General features: G+C 59.7%; 16 protein-coding genes and 1 pseudogene. 9 read left to right on the top strand and 8 right to left on the bottom strand.

The genetic code is table 11. The annotated features are described in order from the left end of the window. Positions 1-146: 146 nt before the first annotated feature. Positions 147-488, top strand: a complete 342-nt coding sequence (locus CCGE531_RS21365; RefSeq protein ID WP_120667587.1) for a hypothetical protein — start codon at positions 147-149, stop codon at positions 486-488. A gap of 109 nt (positions 489-597) precedes the next feature. Here the strand turns inward: CCGE531_RS21365 and CCGE531_RS21360 are convergent, their stop codons facing one another. Continuing rightward, on the bottom strand, positions 598-1458 hold the full coding sequence (locus CCGE531_RS21360) for a DUF1989 domain-containing protein (RefSeq protein ID WP_120667585.1): 861 nt from the start codon (positions 1456-1458) through the stop codon (positions 598-600). Between the two features lie 126 nt (positions 1459-1584). Between CCGE531_RS21360 and CCGE531_RS21355 the strand changes: the two genes are divergently transcribed. Next, entirely contained in the window at positions 1585-2469 is an 885-nt protein-coding gene (locus CCGE531_RS21355; RefSeq protein WP_120667583.1) for a LysR substrate-binding domain-containing protein, read from the top strand. A gap of 290 nt (positions 2470-2759) precedes the next feature. Next, positions 2760-3065, top strand: a complete 306-nt coding sequence (locus CCGE531_RS21350; RefSeq protein WP_120667581.1) for a hypothetical protein — start codon at positions 2760-2762, stop codon at positions 3063-3065. 96 nt (positions 3066-3161) lie between these two features. Here CCGE531_RS21350 and CCGE531_RS21345 read toward each other — a convergent pair. From CCGE531_RS21345 to CCGE531_RS21335, 3 genes and pseudogenes are all read right to left on the bottom strand, one after another. Then, a pseudogene (locus tag CCGE531_RS21345) lies at positions 3162-3299 on the bottom strand (SDR family NAD(P)-dependent oxidoreductase); the annotation flags it as partial. A 250-nt stretch (positions 3300-3549) separates the two neighbouring features. Beyond that, positions 3550-4422, bottom strand: a complete 873-nt coding sequence (locus CCGE531_RS21340; protein WP_120667579.1) for an NmrA family NAD(P)-binding protein — start codon at positions 4420-4422, stop codon at positions 3550-3552. A 44-nt stretch (positions 4423-4466) separates the two neighbouring features. Continuing rightward, positions 4467-4889 (bottom strand): DoxX family protein, encoded by a 423-nt coding sequence (locus CCGE531_RS21335; protein ID WP_120667577.1) that lies wholly within the window; start codon positions 4887-4889, stop codon positions 4467-4469. A gap of 118 nt (positions 4890-5007) precedes the next feature. On the opposite strand from CCGE531_RS21335, the gene CCGE531_RS21330 reads away from it, so the two are divergent. The 3 genes from CCGE531_RS21330 to CCGE531_RS21320 are packed head-to-tail and all read left to right on the top strand — an operon-like array spanning position 5008 to position 6845. Further along, positions 5008-5913, top strand: coding sequence for a LysR family transcriptional regulator (locus CCGE531_RS21330; protein WP_120669278.1), 906 nt, complete (start codon positions 5008-5010; stop codon positions 5911-5913). Positions 5914-5947: 34 nt separating this feature from the next. Then, a complete protein-coding gene (locus CCGE531_RS21325; protein ID WP_120764137.1) occupies positions 5948-6307 on the top strand; it encodes a hypothetical protein in 360 nt (119 codons plus the stop codon). A 52-nt stretch (positions 6308-6359) separates the two neighbouring features. Further along, positions 6360-6845: a RidA family protein gene (locus CCGE531_RS21320; RefSeq protein WP_120667573.1), complete on the top strand. Its 486-nt coding sequence runs from the start codon at positions 6360-6362 to the stop codon at positions 6843-6845. 41 nt (positions 6846-6886) lie between these two features. Here CCGE531_RS21320 and CCGE531_RS21315 read toward each other — a convergent pair whose 3' ends face one another. Then, positions 6887-7852 (bottom strand): AraC family transcriptional regulator, encoded by a 966-nt coding sequence (locus tag CCGE531_RS21315; RefSeq protein WP_120667571.1) that lies wholly within the window; start codon positions 7850-7852, stop codon positions 6887-6889. A 208-nt stretch (positions 7853-8060) separates the two neighbouring features. Here CCGE531_RS21315 and CCGE531_RS21310 point away from each other — a divergent pair, with 208 nt between their 5' ends. Further along, a complete protein-coding gene (locus CCGE531_RS21310; protein WP_120667569.1) occupies positions 8061-8831 on the top strand; it encodes an alpha/beta hydrolase in 771 nt (256 codons plus the stop codon). 221 nt (positions 8832-9052) lie between these two features. Here the strand turns inward: CCGE531_RS21310 and CCGE531_RS21305 are convergent, their stop codons facing one another. Continuing rightward, positions 9053-9937, bottom strand: coding sequence for a LysR family transcriptional regulator (locus tag CCGE531_RS21305; RefSeq protein ID WP_120667567.1), 885 nt, complete (start codon positions 9935-9937; stop codon positions 9053-9055). Between the two features lie 115 nt (positions 9938-10052). Between CCGE531_RS21305 and CCGE531_RS21300 the strand changes: the two genes are divergently transcribed. Then, the gene (locus tag CCGE531_RS21300; RefSeq protein ID WP_120667565.1) at positions 10053-10238 is read left to right on the top strand and encodes a 4-oxalocrotonate tautomerase; all 186 of its coding nucleotides are present in this window, start codon (positions 10053-10055) and stop codon (positions 10236-10238) included. A 40-nt stretch (positions 10239-10278) separates the two neighbouring features. On the opposite strand, the gene CCGE531_RS21295 is transcribed toward CCGE531_RS21300, so the two are convergent. Both CCGE531_RS21295 and CCGE531_RS21290 read right to left on the bottom strand, forming a co-directional pair. Beyond that, positions 10279-10545, bottom strand: coding sequence for a hypothetical protein (locus tag CCGE531_RS21295; protein ID WP_120667563.1), 267 nt, complete (start codon positions 10543-10545; stop codon positions 10279-10281). 158 nt (positions 10546-10703) lie between these two features. Continuing rightward, positions 10704-11165 carry an Lrp/AsnC ligand binding domain-containing protein gene (locus CCGE531_RS21290; RefSeq protein ID WP_112342267.1) on the bottom strand — a complete coding sequence of 154 codons (462 nt, stop codon included), beginning with the start codon at positions 11163-11165 and terminating at the stop codon, positions 10704-10706. Between the two features lie 184 nt (positions 11166-11349). Here CCGE531_RS21290 and putA point away from each other — a divergent pair, with 184 nt between their 5' ends. After that, positions 11350-15054 carry a trifunctional transcriptional regulator/proline dehydrogenase/L-glutamate gamma-semialdehyde dehydrogenase gene (gene putA, locus CCGE531_RS21285; protein WP_120667561.1) on the top strand — a complete coding sequence of 1235 codons (3705 nt, stop codon included), beginning with the start codon at positions 11350-11352 and terminating at the stop codon, positions 15052-15054. The last annotated feature ends 162 nt before the right edge of the window (positions 15055-15216 follow it).

The raw sequence follows: 15216 nt of genomic DNA, 5'->3' as shown, positions 1-15216 counted from the left end.
AAAATCGCTGCTCGAGCCTGTTTTTCCAATCTTTTGCCCGATGAACGGCGCATTCATAGAATATTCAGCTGAACATAATCATGCTTAAAACGTTGATTAAATGACTCGCGCATTCGCTGAGCATGAAGGCTGCTTTGGAGGTAGTCATGATAAAGAAGACGGTTCTTACGGTTATGCTGGCCGCTGCGGTGGTAGGTGGCGCATTGGCGCCTGTCAGCAACGCACAGGCGCAGTATTACGACGGTCGCGGCCGCGGCGACTGGCGCGGCCATGACGATTGGCGTCGCCATCATCACCATGGCAATGGCGGCGCGATCGCCGGCGGTGTTGCTGCGGGTCTCCTCGGCGGACTGATCGTCGGCGGCGCCCTTGCCAATAGAGGTCCGGTGTACGAAGCACCGCCGCCGAGATGCTGGTTCGAGAACCGCCAGGTCGAGAACCAGTATGACGAGGGTTGGCACTACGAGCGCGTTCGCGTGTGCAACTAACGAATCAACTGAGCTTTGCCCTCCGGCAGATGCTTGGCTTGATGGACGACTTTGGGATTGCCGGCGGCCGAAAACCGCCGGCAAACTTTTTTGAGCCCGGACGATCGAATTACAGGCCGTGCGTCCGGGGATAGGCGTTGCGTTCCGGAAAAGCTCTGCCGGCAAGGCTTGCAGGCTCGGGCCGCCAGATCTCCACCCGCAATGGATGGCAGGGCACCGTATCGCTCGAATGCTCGCTGCCGCAATCACCGCCCGGGCAGGCCGAAAGAGCGCCGAGAAGATCGATCTCGGCGAGGAACTCGATAAAATCTCCCGGCCGCACCGGACTTGCCTTCATGAAATATTGATAGGTGTCGCGCGTGAAACCGGTACACATGAAGACGTTCAGCACGTCATGGACGTGAAACTCGGCTTCCTGGACGGAAATATTCAGCTCCTTGGCGAGCGCGCGCGACAGGTTGGAATGGCAGCAATGATGATAGTCGTCACCGTTCAGCAGCCGGTTCGTGTAGGGATCGCAGCGCGTGCCGATCACATCGTGAATGCCGGCTCCATCGGCATCGAAGCCGTACCAGCCGAGCGTATCATGGGTGATCGTCGCCATCGGCCGCAGGTAAGGCAGATTACTCCATAATCTGTCTCCGACGCCGACATGCGTGCCGTGCAGCGCACGGGTCTTGCCGCTGAAGAACCGTTCGGAAAGATCATCGGCATTCCACAGATTGAGGTCGCCGACCTGCGAGCCCTCCACGCCGACGATGCGAAAGAAATGTCCCTTTGGCACGCGAAAGCTGCCGCCCTCACGCGGCGGCACGATGATGTCTTCTATCTTGGCCATGTCCAGGCGGGCAGCACGCAGCACATCCATATCGGCCGGCGGCAGCGTCCCGTTAGGATAAACGACGACCGGCGGCTTGCGGCGCCGCTCCTCGGCATCCGCGGGAGCAGGCATATCAAAAAGATTGTCCATAGCGACGTTTCATTCCTTACCGATCTAGAACCGACCCATTCGTTTGCCCGGAATGTAAGGATATAAAGCCCTCGCGCAACGTCGATTGCGCTTGTGCTTTGGCTAAGTCCTACTTAGCCTTGAGGAATGCAACCTATCCCACTTGCCTCCCTGCGCGCCTTTGAGGCCGCCATCCGTCATGAGAGCTTCGCCAAAGCGGCGAGCGAACTCAATCTCACGGCTGCGGGAATAAGCCAGCATGTGCGCACAGTGGAGGAGTGGCTTGATATCAAGCTCTTTACGCGCCATGCCCGCGGCGTGACGGCGACGATAGCGGGCCGCGATTTCGGGACGGCGGTCGCAAATGGTCTTGGACATATCGAGATCGCAGCTCGACGGTTGCGGCTGGATGGCAACGGGCGGCCCGTTAGCGTCGCATGCATTGCTTCCGTCGCCACCCGATGGCTGATACCGCGATTGCCGGCATTCAGGAACGAGCACCCCGAGATTCATATCAATATCGTCTACGCACTCGATGCGAGGACGCCGGAAGCGGCAAGCGTCGATCTGCTGATACGCCATGGACCGAGACCCGGCGCAAACGCCATCTCGCTCCTGACCGCGGAGACGAGGCCGACCTGCTCGGCAGAGTACAAACATCGTCATGGCCCGATCGGGAAGCCAGCCGATCTTCTCGATCTGGATCTCTTGCACGATGAAACGACGGCAGCCTGGGCACGTTGGTTCGCCCTCGAAGGCATCCACCGGCCTCTAAGGCCCGGCCCGATCTTTGCCGATTTCAGCCTGATGATCGGTTCCGTCATCGGCGGGCAAGGCGTGGGTCTTTGCCCGACCGCGCTCATTGCCGAGGAACTGGCCGATGGAACATTGGTCACCCTGTTCGATACGCCATTGGATACGGAAAAATCCTATTGGCTGCTCGAGGCCAGCCGTCTTTCCGATGAGGCACAAATCTTTCGCGAGTGGCTGATTGCCGCCAATGGCAAAGACGTTTCGGTGCCGAAACTGTAAATGTCCGGTTGGATGAACCTACGGAAAAGAAGCCGGAGATCATGATGGGCCGAAGCTTCGCCATTGCCAGCGGTAGCATCGCGAAAACCAGCCACGCCGGAATCTGGTCGCTGCTTCAATCCTCGCATGCTTCCATTCTGACAATCTACAGCCCAGATAACGAACGGCGAATTGTAACGCGGTGGAAGAGCCCTGGGAGAGGATGGGTTTTGCAAAGTTTGAGTTGACCGTTTTCGATGACGAGGCAACACTTGCAACATGCAACATGCAACAAGGCAGGAGGAAAAACGATGGACAAGCCAGACCGCTGGCGCCATATGGCAAGCGCGCCGAGAGACGGCAGTCGGATTCTCGTCACGATCCGCCCGTCTGAACAAGGCCCGGCAGAAGTTGACCTCGCGTACTGGTCGAATGGCGATCAATTCGGCGCAGAAGGCTGGCGCGCCTCTGATTCCTCGCCCGGCCGCATCATCGAATATGCCGAGCCGGAATTGAAGTGTTGGATGCCGATGCCCTTGGCCAATCTCAATCGCACCTCAATGCCCTCACCTTGGGAAGGCGACGATGCCCAGCAGCTCGACGGGGCAGGAATTTAAGAACTCGCACCGGCATATCGCGAAGATTCGATAAAAGATTGCGTCAGCGGAAGCGGTTGACCTCACTCAAGGATTCTCGGCGAGCGATGAACTCGCGAGCAGGACGACGCACACGTTGAACTCGCGAATCTCATGATCCAGGGACTCTGACAGTCCTTCGAGCGCATGCTTGCTGCTGGCATATATTCCCATAAATGGTGCGGGCAAAAAGCCCAGCACCGAGTTTACATTGATGGTTTCGGGCATACCTTTTAAAAGCCGCAACCTATTGACAACCTTGGTTCGAACTCAGCTTGCAAAAGTCTTGAATTTCGCACCACCGGATGCATGCGTCATGAAACAGAAACCACTAAACCTTCCGGAGATTCAGAAGGTCGGGCCGAAGTGGAGGCGCTTGGCGTTGCGTTGAACTGTCGAGGGCTCCCCGCGACGCACCCGACGCTGAAGCGAGCAGTCTCCGTCTCATGCCTGATCCGTCCCGGACTTACGCCTTGGCGGCGTTCTGTGCAGCCGCGAAGACATCGCGTGCGGACGTCGTACCCGCTACCTGCTCCGTACCCCCGACTCCGAGGTCCATCCATCCTGCATTCACGGCCTCAAACATTTCTTCGGCAGGCCCGGTGTGGCCCTTCGGGATACCGAATTGCTCGAACGCTTCCGCCCACCCTGCACGCGGGACTGCAAAGGCTTTCACGTCGAGATTCAGGACTTCACCCAATTGCTCCGCGACTTCATCCGCGCTGACCATAGAGCCAAGCTCGATGAAGCGCTGTCCTGACCAGACTGGCCCGGTCAAAAGGGTTGCGACCTCCGCGCCGATGTCGTTCGTCGCGACCATGGTCGATTTCCGGCCTGTCGGATTATAGTAGACCGGTAGGGTTCCGCCTTGGGCGACCTGCAAGCCGTAGAGGAAGTTTTCGAAGAAGCCGCCTGCGCGCACAAATGCGATTGGGGATGTCAGGTCGCGAAAACCTTGCTCCAGAAGCGACAAGGCCGTGATCATCCCAAGCCCGCGGGTCCTGTTCGCACCCATCGACGAAAGCGCTACCATCCGCGGCGGCGCTGCCTTGGTGAGCGCCGCGACATAATTCGCAATCACGCCCTTGGCTTCTTTGTAATCGGGCGAAGGCGCCCAGACAGAAGGCAACATGACGAACGCGCCTTCGACGCCTTTGAGCGCTTGCTCGATGGCTGCCGAATCATTCCAATCGCCGTCTACCAGTTCTACGCCTTGGGCCGCCCAGTTAGCCGCCTTTTCGCGATTGCGGACGAGCGCGCGTACCTTTTTGCCTTGTGCCAACAGATGTTCTGCTGTTGCGCCGCCTACTTTTCCGGTGATTCCCGTTACTAAAAACATGCGTTTCTCCTGATTTTTAGGGACAGAACAATGCCCCTGTTGGTCTAACGGATGAGTGGCAGAATGGCCCGGACACGGGGATCGCGCAGATAGAGGCCGCCCCATGTCATCGCGCCCAGAAGCAGGGAAATGATTTCCGGCGGCGACCCCAACTCACCGATGCGGACATGGGCGCAGATCGCACCTCCCAGAAAGCCCGTCACCAGGATCGCTCCGAGGACGGTGGTGGCCGGAATGGCGTAAAGGATGGCGCAGGCGAGTATAATCGGACCCAGGACACGCGTCAGGTCCATCGCGAACCCCGTTTCCTGCAACATGCTCGCAATCTGTGCCGGCGCGAAAAGCTGAATAGAGCCATCCGCTACCAGAGCGGTAACGACAATCGCGCTCATTATCCGGCCGGCCCAAAGGGCGCGATGCAAGGCCATGGTTTCAGGCAACTGATGCAGGTTCATAGTTTTGGACACTTGTCATTCTCCGATGGGATCATCTGATTTCGAAACGTACTGTGCCATCTGAATATGATAAACACCCAGCAATGGAACCCACTGTTCTCTCCAAAGAGAACAATACCGAGGCATGAAAATGCAGAATCTCGAACCCATCCTCATTTTCATAACGGTAGCGGAAATGGGGAGCTTCACCCGCGCGGCCGATAGCCTGGGCATCCAAAAGGGAAGGGCGTCAATGGCGGTCCGGAAGCTGGAAGAGGATGTCGGTGTCAGGCTCCTGCACCGGACGACGCGCAGCGTGCAGTTGACGGAGGACGGACGCGCATTTCATACCCGTGCCCGCAATCTGCTTGCTGAGGTCGATGACCTACACTCGATGTTCGCGGGCGATCGCGTGGCGCTTCGCGGGCGTCTGCGGGTCGATCTTCCGACCGAGGTGGCGCGCACAACCATCGTGCCGGCCTTGCCGGATTTCATGGCGGCCCACCCCGAACTGGAGCTGGAGGTGTCGAGTAGCGACCGCCAAGTTGATCTGGTTCACGAGGGGTTCGACTGTGTATTACGCCTTGGTCCCATAAAGGACGAGACGCTGATTGCCCGCCCACTGGGCAAGTTACGCATGGTCAACGCTGCCAGTCCCGCCTATCTGGCGCGCTATGGCGTCCCTCGATCGTTAGAAGATCTCCAGCGTCAGGAACATCGGACAATTCATTTTTCGACGACGCTGGGCGCAAGGCCCTATGGATGGGAATATCCAGACGGCGACAGCTACGCGACGCTTCAGTTGCCAGGTGCGCTACACGTCAACAGCGCGCAGACCTACGACGCCGCTGCCGTCGCCGGCCTTGGCCTGATTCAGGCGCCACTTATAGGGATTGGCCAATACTTAGAGAGTGGAGCGCTTGTGGAGATCATGCCCGATTTTCGTCGCCGGGCGATCGCCGTGTCCCTCGTCGTAGCACATCGGAGCAACCTGTCGCGCCGAGTCCGCGCATTCATGAAATGGATCGAAGATGTGCTGACGCCGTATCTGGAATAGCGAGACGAACATCCGGGGCCGCCCGCCGATCTCCGTGAAGCAGCAAACGGTCAATCGGAACGAACGGCTGCCTTCGGGGCGGCTCACTTTGCCCGGGAACGGCGAGGATGGGGCGCAGTTGCGACCTACGCCTGGGCCGCGTCATGGCCCAAAGCGGCCGCTAGACAAGTACGCTGCTGAGGGGCAGTTTGGTCTGCACAACAAAGCGTTGCAGGTAATCGGAAATGATATGATGATCATTTTGGATGTTGTTGCAGACATTCGGGGAGAGCAGTTCACACAGCTTCTTGATGAGCTTGCTGGGGCGCTGATAGCGATGGTTTTGTTATTTAAGGAAAAGCGGTTCCCGCAGTTGTTCAAAATCTTTTGGATCAACTCGACGGTGATAAGCTGAGAGATAATTTAAGCGGTGAGCGGCCGGGAACGATTATAGGAGTCAATCAGCAATGTCCCATATCGAAAGCCAGCTACAACGGTTAGGACTTAAACTTCCAGCGCCGATCGTCCTTCCGCCACACATTAAACTCCCCTTTCCTTGGGTCCGCATTGCAGGGTCAAAGGCCTATATTTCTGGACACGGGCCCCTCAATTTAGACGGGTCAATTGCCGGACCCCTCGGAAAGGTGGGCAAGGATCTGCTGTTGGAAGAAGGCTATCAAGCCGCTCGCTTGACCGCACTGGCGATGCTAGCCAGCTTGAAAGTTGCATTGGGTGATCTGGACCGAGTGGAGTGCTGGCTTCGCGTCTTTGGCATGGTGAATACAGATTCTTCCTTCAACTCATATCCACTCGTTATCAATGGCTTCAGCGACCTTATCGTGGAGGTTTACGGGGACGAACGCGGATCCCACGCCCGCTCCGCGATAGGCGTGGCGGGCCTGCCATTTAATCTTCCCGTCGAGATTGAAGCTGAGGTTCTTATACGGCCGTAGCGACCCGCGATCATGACAAGACGGCATGGACGTCAGCTTAATCAAGACCAGTCAGCGACTTTTGCTTCAAGAAAATCCCCTGGCCTTGGGCCGCCGGCAGTGCGCCGAGCTGCCCGATAACGGCCGGGTGATAGACCGTGGTGCCGATGGAACAACTTCGAAAACGCCGCGGCGGTTTCGTAGCCCACGCGGCTTGCAATCCGTGCAATACCCTCATCGCTTGATTCTAGTAGAAACGCAGCCTCCGACATCCGGCGTGCGATCAGATAGCGCTGCATGGACTGACCGACGAGCTTAGTGAAGCGAGCCGAAAACACTGAGCGGCCGAGCCCTACACGGTGTGCGAGGTCGCGAAGAGTCCACGGTCGATCCGGTCGTTCGTGGATGAACTCAAGCGCTCGTCCAATGTACGGATCTGCCATCGCCCCAAGCCATCCGCCTTCTCCTGGGCCGAGAGATTTGATCCAGCTTCGCAAGACCTCGACGAAGAGCATCTCTGTCATTCGCGAGAGCGCGACGCGTTGGCCGGGACGTTCAAGCGCCGACTCGCTCACCATGCGTCGCAGAATCGCCTCCAGCCAATCACCGTCCATGGTCGGCTTCAGGAGAAGTACGGGCGGAAGTAGCTCCATCACGCTGCCGCGCGAAGGCCACGACAGAATGAAATTGCCACAGATCATTGTCGCGAACGGCTGCGCGCTGCCTCCGTGATGCACGACGCCAAGATGGGTGGGTCGATCGAGGTCCATAATCTGGAACGGCTTCGTCCGGCTATCCGAGTAAATCAAATGGGGCTCGCCGCGTGTAACGACGACGAGATCGCCCTCCGTCATGCAGAACTCTCGCCCATGTTCGAGCGCGAGGGTGGCTGAGCCACGACTGAGATAATGGAACAGGGCGTAGGGGCGCTCCGGTAAGGCCAGGCTCCAGGGATGACCGAGCTCGAAGTGGAAGAGCAGGTTTCCATTAAGGCGAACGCGATCGAGCACTTCAGCGAGGATGTCCATGCCCTTGATGTTAGTCCGCCGGACGATCAGACACAATATCCGGACGATTGGGGCCTAACGTCCGAGAACCCTTCGTACTATTTCGTGTCACGGCGAGCCAACAGGTCACGCAGCAAACAATTTGGCAAACTGCCGCAACACGAAGCGCGACCCAAGCGCCTGCCCTTTCCCTGGATCGGGGTTGTCGGCATCCCAACAGGAGCAAGCAATGCGAAATATATTACTCTCAGCCGCCACCGTTCTCTTCGCCGGGGCAGCGTTTGCCGCACCCGCCCAATCGGCTCATCTACCAAAGATGGCGGCACACAACATCGTGCTCGTACATGGCGCTTTCGTAAACCAGACAAGTTGGAAGCCCGTTGCCGACATCCTCACGAAGAAGGGCTATAACGTGACCCTGGTCGAAAATCCGCTCACGTCCCTCGCTGCGGATGCCGATGCCACCAAACAGGCACTGGCGAAGCAGGATGGCAAGACCGTCCTCGTTGGCCACTCCTGGGGTGGCGTGGTCATAACGCAAGCCGGTGACGATCCCAAGGTCTCCGCGCTCGTCTACGTCTCCGCCTTCGCGCCTGACGTTGGAGAGTCTCTGGCGACCCTAGCCAAGAGCGGCCCGGCGACCGAGGGCACCAAGGCCATTCATCCCGACGAAAAGGGCAACCTCTATATCGATCCCAAAGTGTTTCCCTCGGCGGTCGCGGCGGACCTTCCTCTGAAGATCGCCCAATCCCTGGCAAACTCGCAGCTTCCGCTAAACCACACAGCCTACGAGGCTCCGGTCGATACGGCGGCTTGGCACGACAAACCGACGTTCTATGTGGTCAGCACGAAGGACAAGGTAATCGCGCCCGAGACCCAGAAGATGTTCGCAGCCAGGATCAAGGCCAAGACCACAGAGGTGGCTGGCAGCCATGCCTCCCTCGTCGTCCATGCGAAGGAAGTCGCTGCGGTCATTGAAAAAGCGGCGCGTACGAACTGACGATATTGCTCCCGGTGCCACCGTGCCGGGAGTACCTCTCTTCAGCGTCAGATCGATGGCACGGCGGGCCTGAACCTCCGGAGCCTGATCGAGAATGATCGTCATCAGGCCTTCCTCAGCCGCCCCATCTTCAATGTAACCTTGGCCACGCTTCCCTCGCCCTCCCAAGCCGATGATCAGATTTGATCACTGATCCGCGACCGGCGAAAGAGCATCGACCGTCAGCCGAAGCGGGCCACGAGAAAGTCGATGACACTGCGCAGCATTGCCGTCGGACGCCGATCCGGCGCATAGACGAGGTGCATCGGCGTCGGCCTGTAAGACCATTGCGGCAGCACCGGCTCAAGCCGGCCGGCATCGAGATCTGCCGCAAGCAACAGTTCCGGCTGCAGCACGATGCCGGCTCCATGCAGGGCGGCGACGCGCAGAGCCCCGCCCTGGTTCGTGGTGAACCGGCCCTTGATGGCGATTTCGCGGGTTTCTCCCTCCGGACCGACGAGATGCCAGCGGCCCTGCAGACGCCAGTAGGAATGGCCGAGGCACATATGATTGGCGAGATCCTCAGGGGTTTGCGGTCTGCCGCAACGGTCAAGATAATCAGGCGATGCCGCGAGAATGCGCCGATAGGGCTTCAGCGGGCGCGCCACGAGATTGGTATCCGTCAGGTCGCCGATATGGAAGCCGAGTTCATAGCCCTCACCGATCAGATCATGCGGATTGTTGTCGAGCGCCAGATCGACGCTGACGTCGAGATTCTGGTGCAAATAGTCGACAAGCGCCGGCACGAGACTTTGCGTCCCGAAGCTGACCGGCGCGACGAGCCGCAAGCGTCCGCGCGGAGCCGATTGCAGTTCAAATGCCGAAGACTCGGCGAGCTCGACCTCCGCCAGCACCGTCTTGCAACGTTCGTAATAGAGCTTGCCGACCTCGGTCAGCTGGTGACGGCGCGTGGTGCGGTGAAGCAGGCGCGCACCCAGCCGCTGCTCGATCGTCCTGATATGTTTGGCGACCATGGCTGATGACACGTGACTGACGTCGGCCGCGGCGGCGAAGCTGCCATGCTCGACCACTCGGACGAACATCGCCATGCCGGCCAACTTGTCCATGATTGCATACCTATAGGTTCGGAGTGAAGCAAAGACGAGCGTATTTATCGCCCGCTGGTTTTGCAAGATAGTCCATGGCGCCTAACATCGGGCCATAATCTATCAAGGAGCCACCATGCCCATCCTTCGCTTGGAAATGCATCCCGGACGCACACAGGACCAGAAGCGCGCCTTCGTTCGCGAAGCAACCAGGGTCGCCGTCGAAACGCTCGTCTGCCCGCCGGAATCGGTGGAGATCGTTATTACCGAGATTTCGAAGGATTCCTGGGCAACGGCGGGCAAACTGAAATCCGATAATTGATCCGATTTCATGATGATGGCCTGGCGATCGTAGCTGAGCGTCAGGCCTCGTCCGGCATCAGGCTCCGGCGTCCCCAGGCCTCGGCCCAATCCATCAGGCGCACCATCTCCTGCTTGAGAGCGTGGGAACGGATAATATCGGCTGCGTGGTTCGGATTGGTGCGCGGGTTGTAGAATATGCCAATCTCTTCGCCATTCTCCCGCCTTGCCGCCTCCAGGCGGGATTTCACGTCCTCGACTTCGGCCTTCACCGCAAAGTACCGCTTCATGACCTCGACAAGGTCGCGGTCTCTGGCATTGGTCTCCATGCGCACTCCATCTCGACTATTCTGGCTTACTTATTTTAGCGCCTCGCAATGATCCGATTCGAATGGCGAAATCTAGGTCATTGTTTAGCCGGCAAGATGAATTGGTCGACGGGAGCCTCATCGGGTAGGTGAGGACGTGTATGGAGGGTGAAGCGGATTTACGACCAGTTTTCCTTGACCGACTGCATCACCACATTGGTCGATGTGCTGGCCACGAAAGGCAGGCTGGAAATTTTTTCGCCAAGAACGATGCGGTAGCGGCGAATATCCGACGTCCGCACCTTAAGGAGATAGTCGAAGCGGCCGGCGATCATGTGGCACTCTTCGATTTCCTTGATCTTCTTGACGGCGTTGTTGAAGCTGAGCAAAGCTTCCTCGCGGGTATCCGTCAGCTTCACTTCGGCAAAGGCGACGTGGTCGAGGCCGAGCTTGATCGGATTGAGTATGGCCTTGAAGCCATCGATATAGCCGGAATCGATCAATTTCTTCAGGCGCGCCTGGCATGGGGTCTTGGAAAGACCGACGCGCTCGGAAAGCTCGGTGATCGACATGCGGCCGTCCTCGACCAGCGCGTCGAGGATCTTTTGGTCGAATTGGTCAATTTCACTGGATTTTGTCATTTCAGCAGGCATTCCTATTTGAAATAAGCGCTATTGAAGTTCAATATGACTGGAAAGCCGCAGTTTCAAGGCGGAACGCTTTTCTGGAATGAAGTATGTTCTGATCGAAGCAACGGGAGGGCCGCGTGGGGCGATATCGCCGACGCCCACAAGGCCACCGGGACCCTTGCACCTTGAGGTTATCATGACTGTCTCTGCCAAACTCGCCACTGAAGAACCAGCGCCGGACGCCGTCCCATTTTCGAATTTCGCGCCGCCCATTCGTGAACAAAGCCCGCTCCGTCAGGCAATCACCGCCGCCTATCGGCGTCCCGAAACCGAATGCCTGCCCGTCCTGATCGAGGCGGCTACCCTGCCGGAAGCCACCCGCGAGGCGACAAGGAAGACAGCCAAGAAGCTGATCGAAGCGCTGCGCGCCAAACACAAGGGCGACGGTGTCGAGGGGCTTGTGCAGGAATATTCACTTTCGAGCCAGGAAGGCGTCGCGCTGATGTGCCTCGCCGAGGCGCTGCTGCGTATTCCGGACACCGCGACCCGCGATGCGCTGATCCGCGACAAGATCGCCGGCGGCGACTGGAAAGCGCATCTGGGTGGTGGCCGCTCGATGTTCGTCAACGCCGCGACCTGGGGGCTGGTCGTCACCGGCAAGTTGACATCGACCGTCAACGAAGGCGGACTGTCCGCCTCATTGACAAAACTGATCGCGCGCTGCGGCGAACCGGTCATCCGGCGCGGTGTCGACATGGCCATGCGCATGATGGGCGAGCAGTTCGTCACCGGCGAGACGATCGACGAGGCTTTGCGGCGCGCCCGCTCGCTTGAGGCGAAAGGCTTCCGCTATTCCTACGACATGCTCGGCGAAGCCGCGACGACGCATGCCGATGCCGAGCGCTACTATCGCGACTATGAAAACGCGATCCATGCGATCGGCAAGGCATCGGCCGGCCGCGGCATCTATGAAGGGCCTGGCATCTCCATCAAGCTTTCCGCGCTGCATCCCCGCTATTCGCGTTCGCAGGCCGAGAGAGTGATGAGCGAACTTCTGCCGAAGGTGAAGGCGCTGGCGCTGCTCTCCAAGGGCTACAATATCGGCCTGAACATCGATGCCGAAGAGGCCGACCGGCTGGAGCTCTCGCTCGATCTGCTGGAAGAACTGTGCCTCGATCCAGATCTTTCCGGCTGGGACGGTATGGGCTTCGTCGTGCAGGCCTACGGCAAGCGTTGCCCCTTCGTCCTCGATTTCATCATCGATCTTGCCCGCCGCTCCGGGCATCGCCTGATGGTCCGCCTCGTCAAGGGCGCTTACTGGGATGCCGAGATCAAGCGCGCGCAGCTGGATGGCCTTGAAGGTTTCCCCGTCTACACCCGCAAGATCTACACCGACGTCTCCTATGTCGCCTGCGCCAGGAAGCTGCTCTCGGCAACCGATGTGGTCTTCCCGCAATTTGCGACCCACAACGCCCAGAGCCTGGCCGCGATCTACCACATGGCCGGAAGCGATTTTTCCATCGGCAAATACGAGTTCCAATGCCTGCACGGCATGGGCGAACCGCTCTATGAAGAGGTCGTCGGCGCCCAGAAGCTTGACCGTCCCTGCCGCATCTATGCCCCCGTCGGCACGCATGAGACGCTGCTTGCCTATCTCGTGCGGCGCCTCTTGGAAAACGGCGCCAACTCCTCCTTCGTCAACAAGATCGCCGATCCCGCCGTGCCTGTCTCCGAGTTGATTGCCGACCCTGTCGAGCGCGTGGGTGCGATGGCTGTCGTCGGTGCGCAGCACGACAAGATCGTGCTCCCCGCCGACCTGTTCGGCGGCGCGCGGCAGAACTCCAATGGCATCGACCTGTCGAATGAAACAACGCTCTCCGATCTATCGGCGCAACTGCAGGCCTCCGCAGCCAGGGATTGGACCGCAAAGCCGCTCCTTGCCGACGGCTCCGAACGCGGCACGCCCCGCGCAGTCCTCAACCCTGCCGACCATGCCGATGTGGTCGGCCACGTCACCGAACTCGAAACGCAGGACGCCGCCGATGTCATGCGGCTGGCGGCGACCGCTGCCGAGCGTTGGGCTGCCGTGAGCCCCGACAAGCGAGCCGACATATTGGAGCGCGCCGCCGATCTCATGCAGAGCGAGATGCCGGCTCTCGCCGGCCTCACAATCCGTGAAGCCGGCAAATCGGCCGCAAACGCCGTCGGCGAAATCAGGGAAGCGATCGACTTCCTTCGCTATTACGCTACACAGGCCCGCAAGGTGCTGAAGCCGGAAAGCGTCCCGCTCGGCCCGGTGGTCTGCATCAGCCCATGGAATTTCCCGCTGGCGATCTTCACGGGTCAGGTTGCGGCCGCGCTCGTTGCCGGCAATCCCGTGGTCGCAAAACCCGCCGGCAACACGCCGCTGATCGCCGCCCAGGGCATCCGCATCCTGCATGAAGCCGGAATCCCGCGCGATGTCCTGCAATTCGCCCCCGGCAGCGGCAGAATGGGTGCCGCGCTCGTCGGCTCGCCCGAAACCGCCGGTGTCATGTTCACCGGCTCGACAGAGGTCGCCCGCCTGATCCAGGCCCAGCTTGCCGAACGGCTCTCCAAATTCGGCAAGCCGATCCCGTTGATCGCCGAAACCGGCGGCCAGAACGGCATGATCGTCGACTCCTCGGCCCTTGCCGAACAGGTGGTCGCCGACGTGATCGCCTCGGCCTTCGACAGCGCCGGACAGCGCTGCTCGGCATTGCGCGTCCTTTGCCTGCAGGAGGAAGTGGCGGATCGTACCCTGACCATGCTGCGCGGCGCGCTACGCGAGCTGTCGGTCGGCAAGACCGACCGGCTAGCGGTCGATATCGGCCCGGTCATCGACGATAATGCCAAGCGCGGCATCGACGAGCATATCGCGCACATGCGCCAGCTCGGATGCAAAGTCGAACAACTCGATCTTCCCGAGAGCGCCGGCAAGGGCACCTTCGTCGCCCCGACCATCATCGAATTGAAGAAGCTGAGCGATCTCAAGCAAGAGGTCTTCGGCCCCGTTCTTCATATCATGCGCTATCAGCGCAAGGGGCTCGACAAGCTCATCGCCGATATCAACGCCTCCGGCTACGGCCTGACCTTCGGCCTGCATACCCGGCTTGACGATATGATCGCCCATGTGACCGAGCGCGTGCGGGCCGGCAATCTCTACGTCAACCGCAACGTCATCGGTGCGGTCGTTGGCGTCCAGCCCTTCGGCGGCCGCGGCCTTTCCGGCACCGGTCCGAAGGCGGGCGGCCCGATGTATCTGCGCCGTCTGGTCGCCTCCCCGACCGAACCGTTGCGCGATACCTCGGTGCAAAGCGATCCGGCTGCGCGGCAGTTCATCGCCTGGCTCGAAAGCAAGGGTGCTGGGGATGCGGCAAAGCAGGCGCGCGCCGTCGCAGACCAGTCGTCTCTAGGCTTCAATATCGAGCTCCAAGGTCCGGTCGGAGAACTGAACCTTTACGCGCTGCATCCGCGCGGCAGGATCCTGCTCGCTCCGCAGACAGCTCTCGGGCTTAATGTCCAGATCGCCGCAGGGCTTGCGACAGGCAATTCGATCGTCATCGATGCCGCATCGGGCTTGCAGGACGAGCTTCGCAACCTGCCGGCACAGGTCGCCAATCGCATCTCCTGGACGAAGGACTGGGCGGCGGACGGACCATTCGCCGGCGTCCTCATCGAGGGCGATGCCGCGCGGGTTCAACAGGTGGTCAAGACGATCTCGGCCATTCCCGGCCCGCTGGTTCTCACCCAGGCGGCTTCGAGCGAAGAGATCGCCAAGAATGCCGATGCCTATTGCCTGAACTGGCTGCTCGAAGAGGTAACGACATCGATCAACACCGCGGCAGCCGGCGGCAACGCCAGCCTGATGACGATCGGCTGACGTCTTTCGCGATGCAATTTAGGCGGCGGCCAGACCGGCAAGGTTCGGCCGCCGTATTCTTTGCCGGAAAACCCGGGGCCATCCTCGCCCTTCGAGGCTCCGCTCCTCAGGGTGAGGATGGAGCGCGCATCTTCACATAAAACCGGTTCCCGTCGCAGCAGG

Source organism: Rhizobium sp. CCGE531 (assembly GCF_003627795.1).
Classification (GTDB): Bacteria; Pseudomonadota; Alphaproteobacteria; order Rhizobiales; family Rhizobiaceae; genus Rhizobium.
The sequence above is the reverse complement of the archived record's forward strand: the minus strand, read 5'-3'. Positions and strand labels throughout refer to the sequence as shown.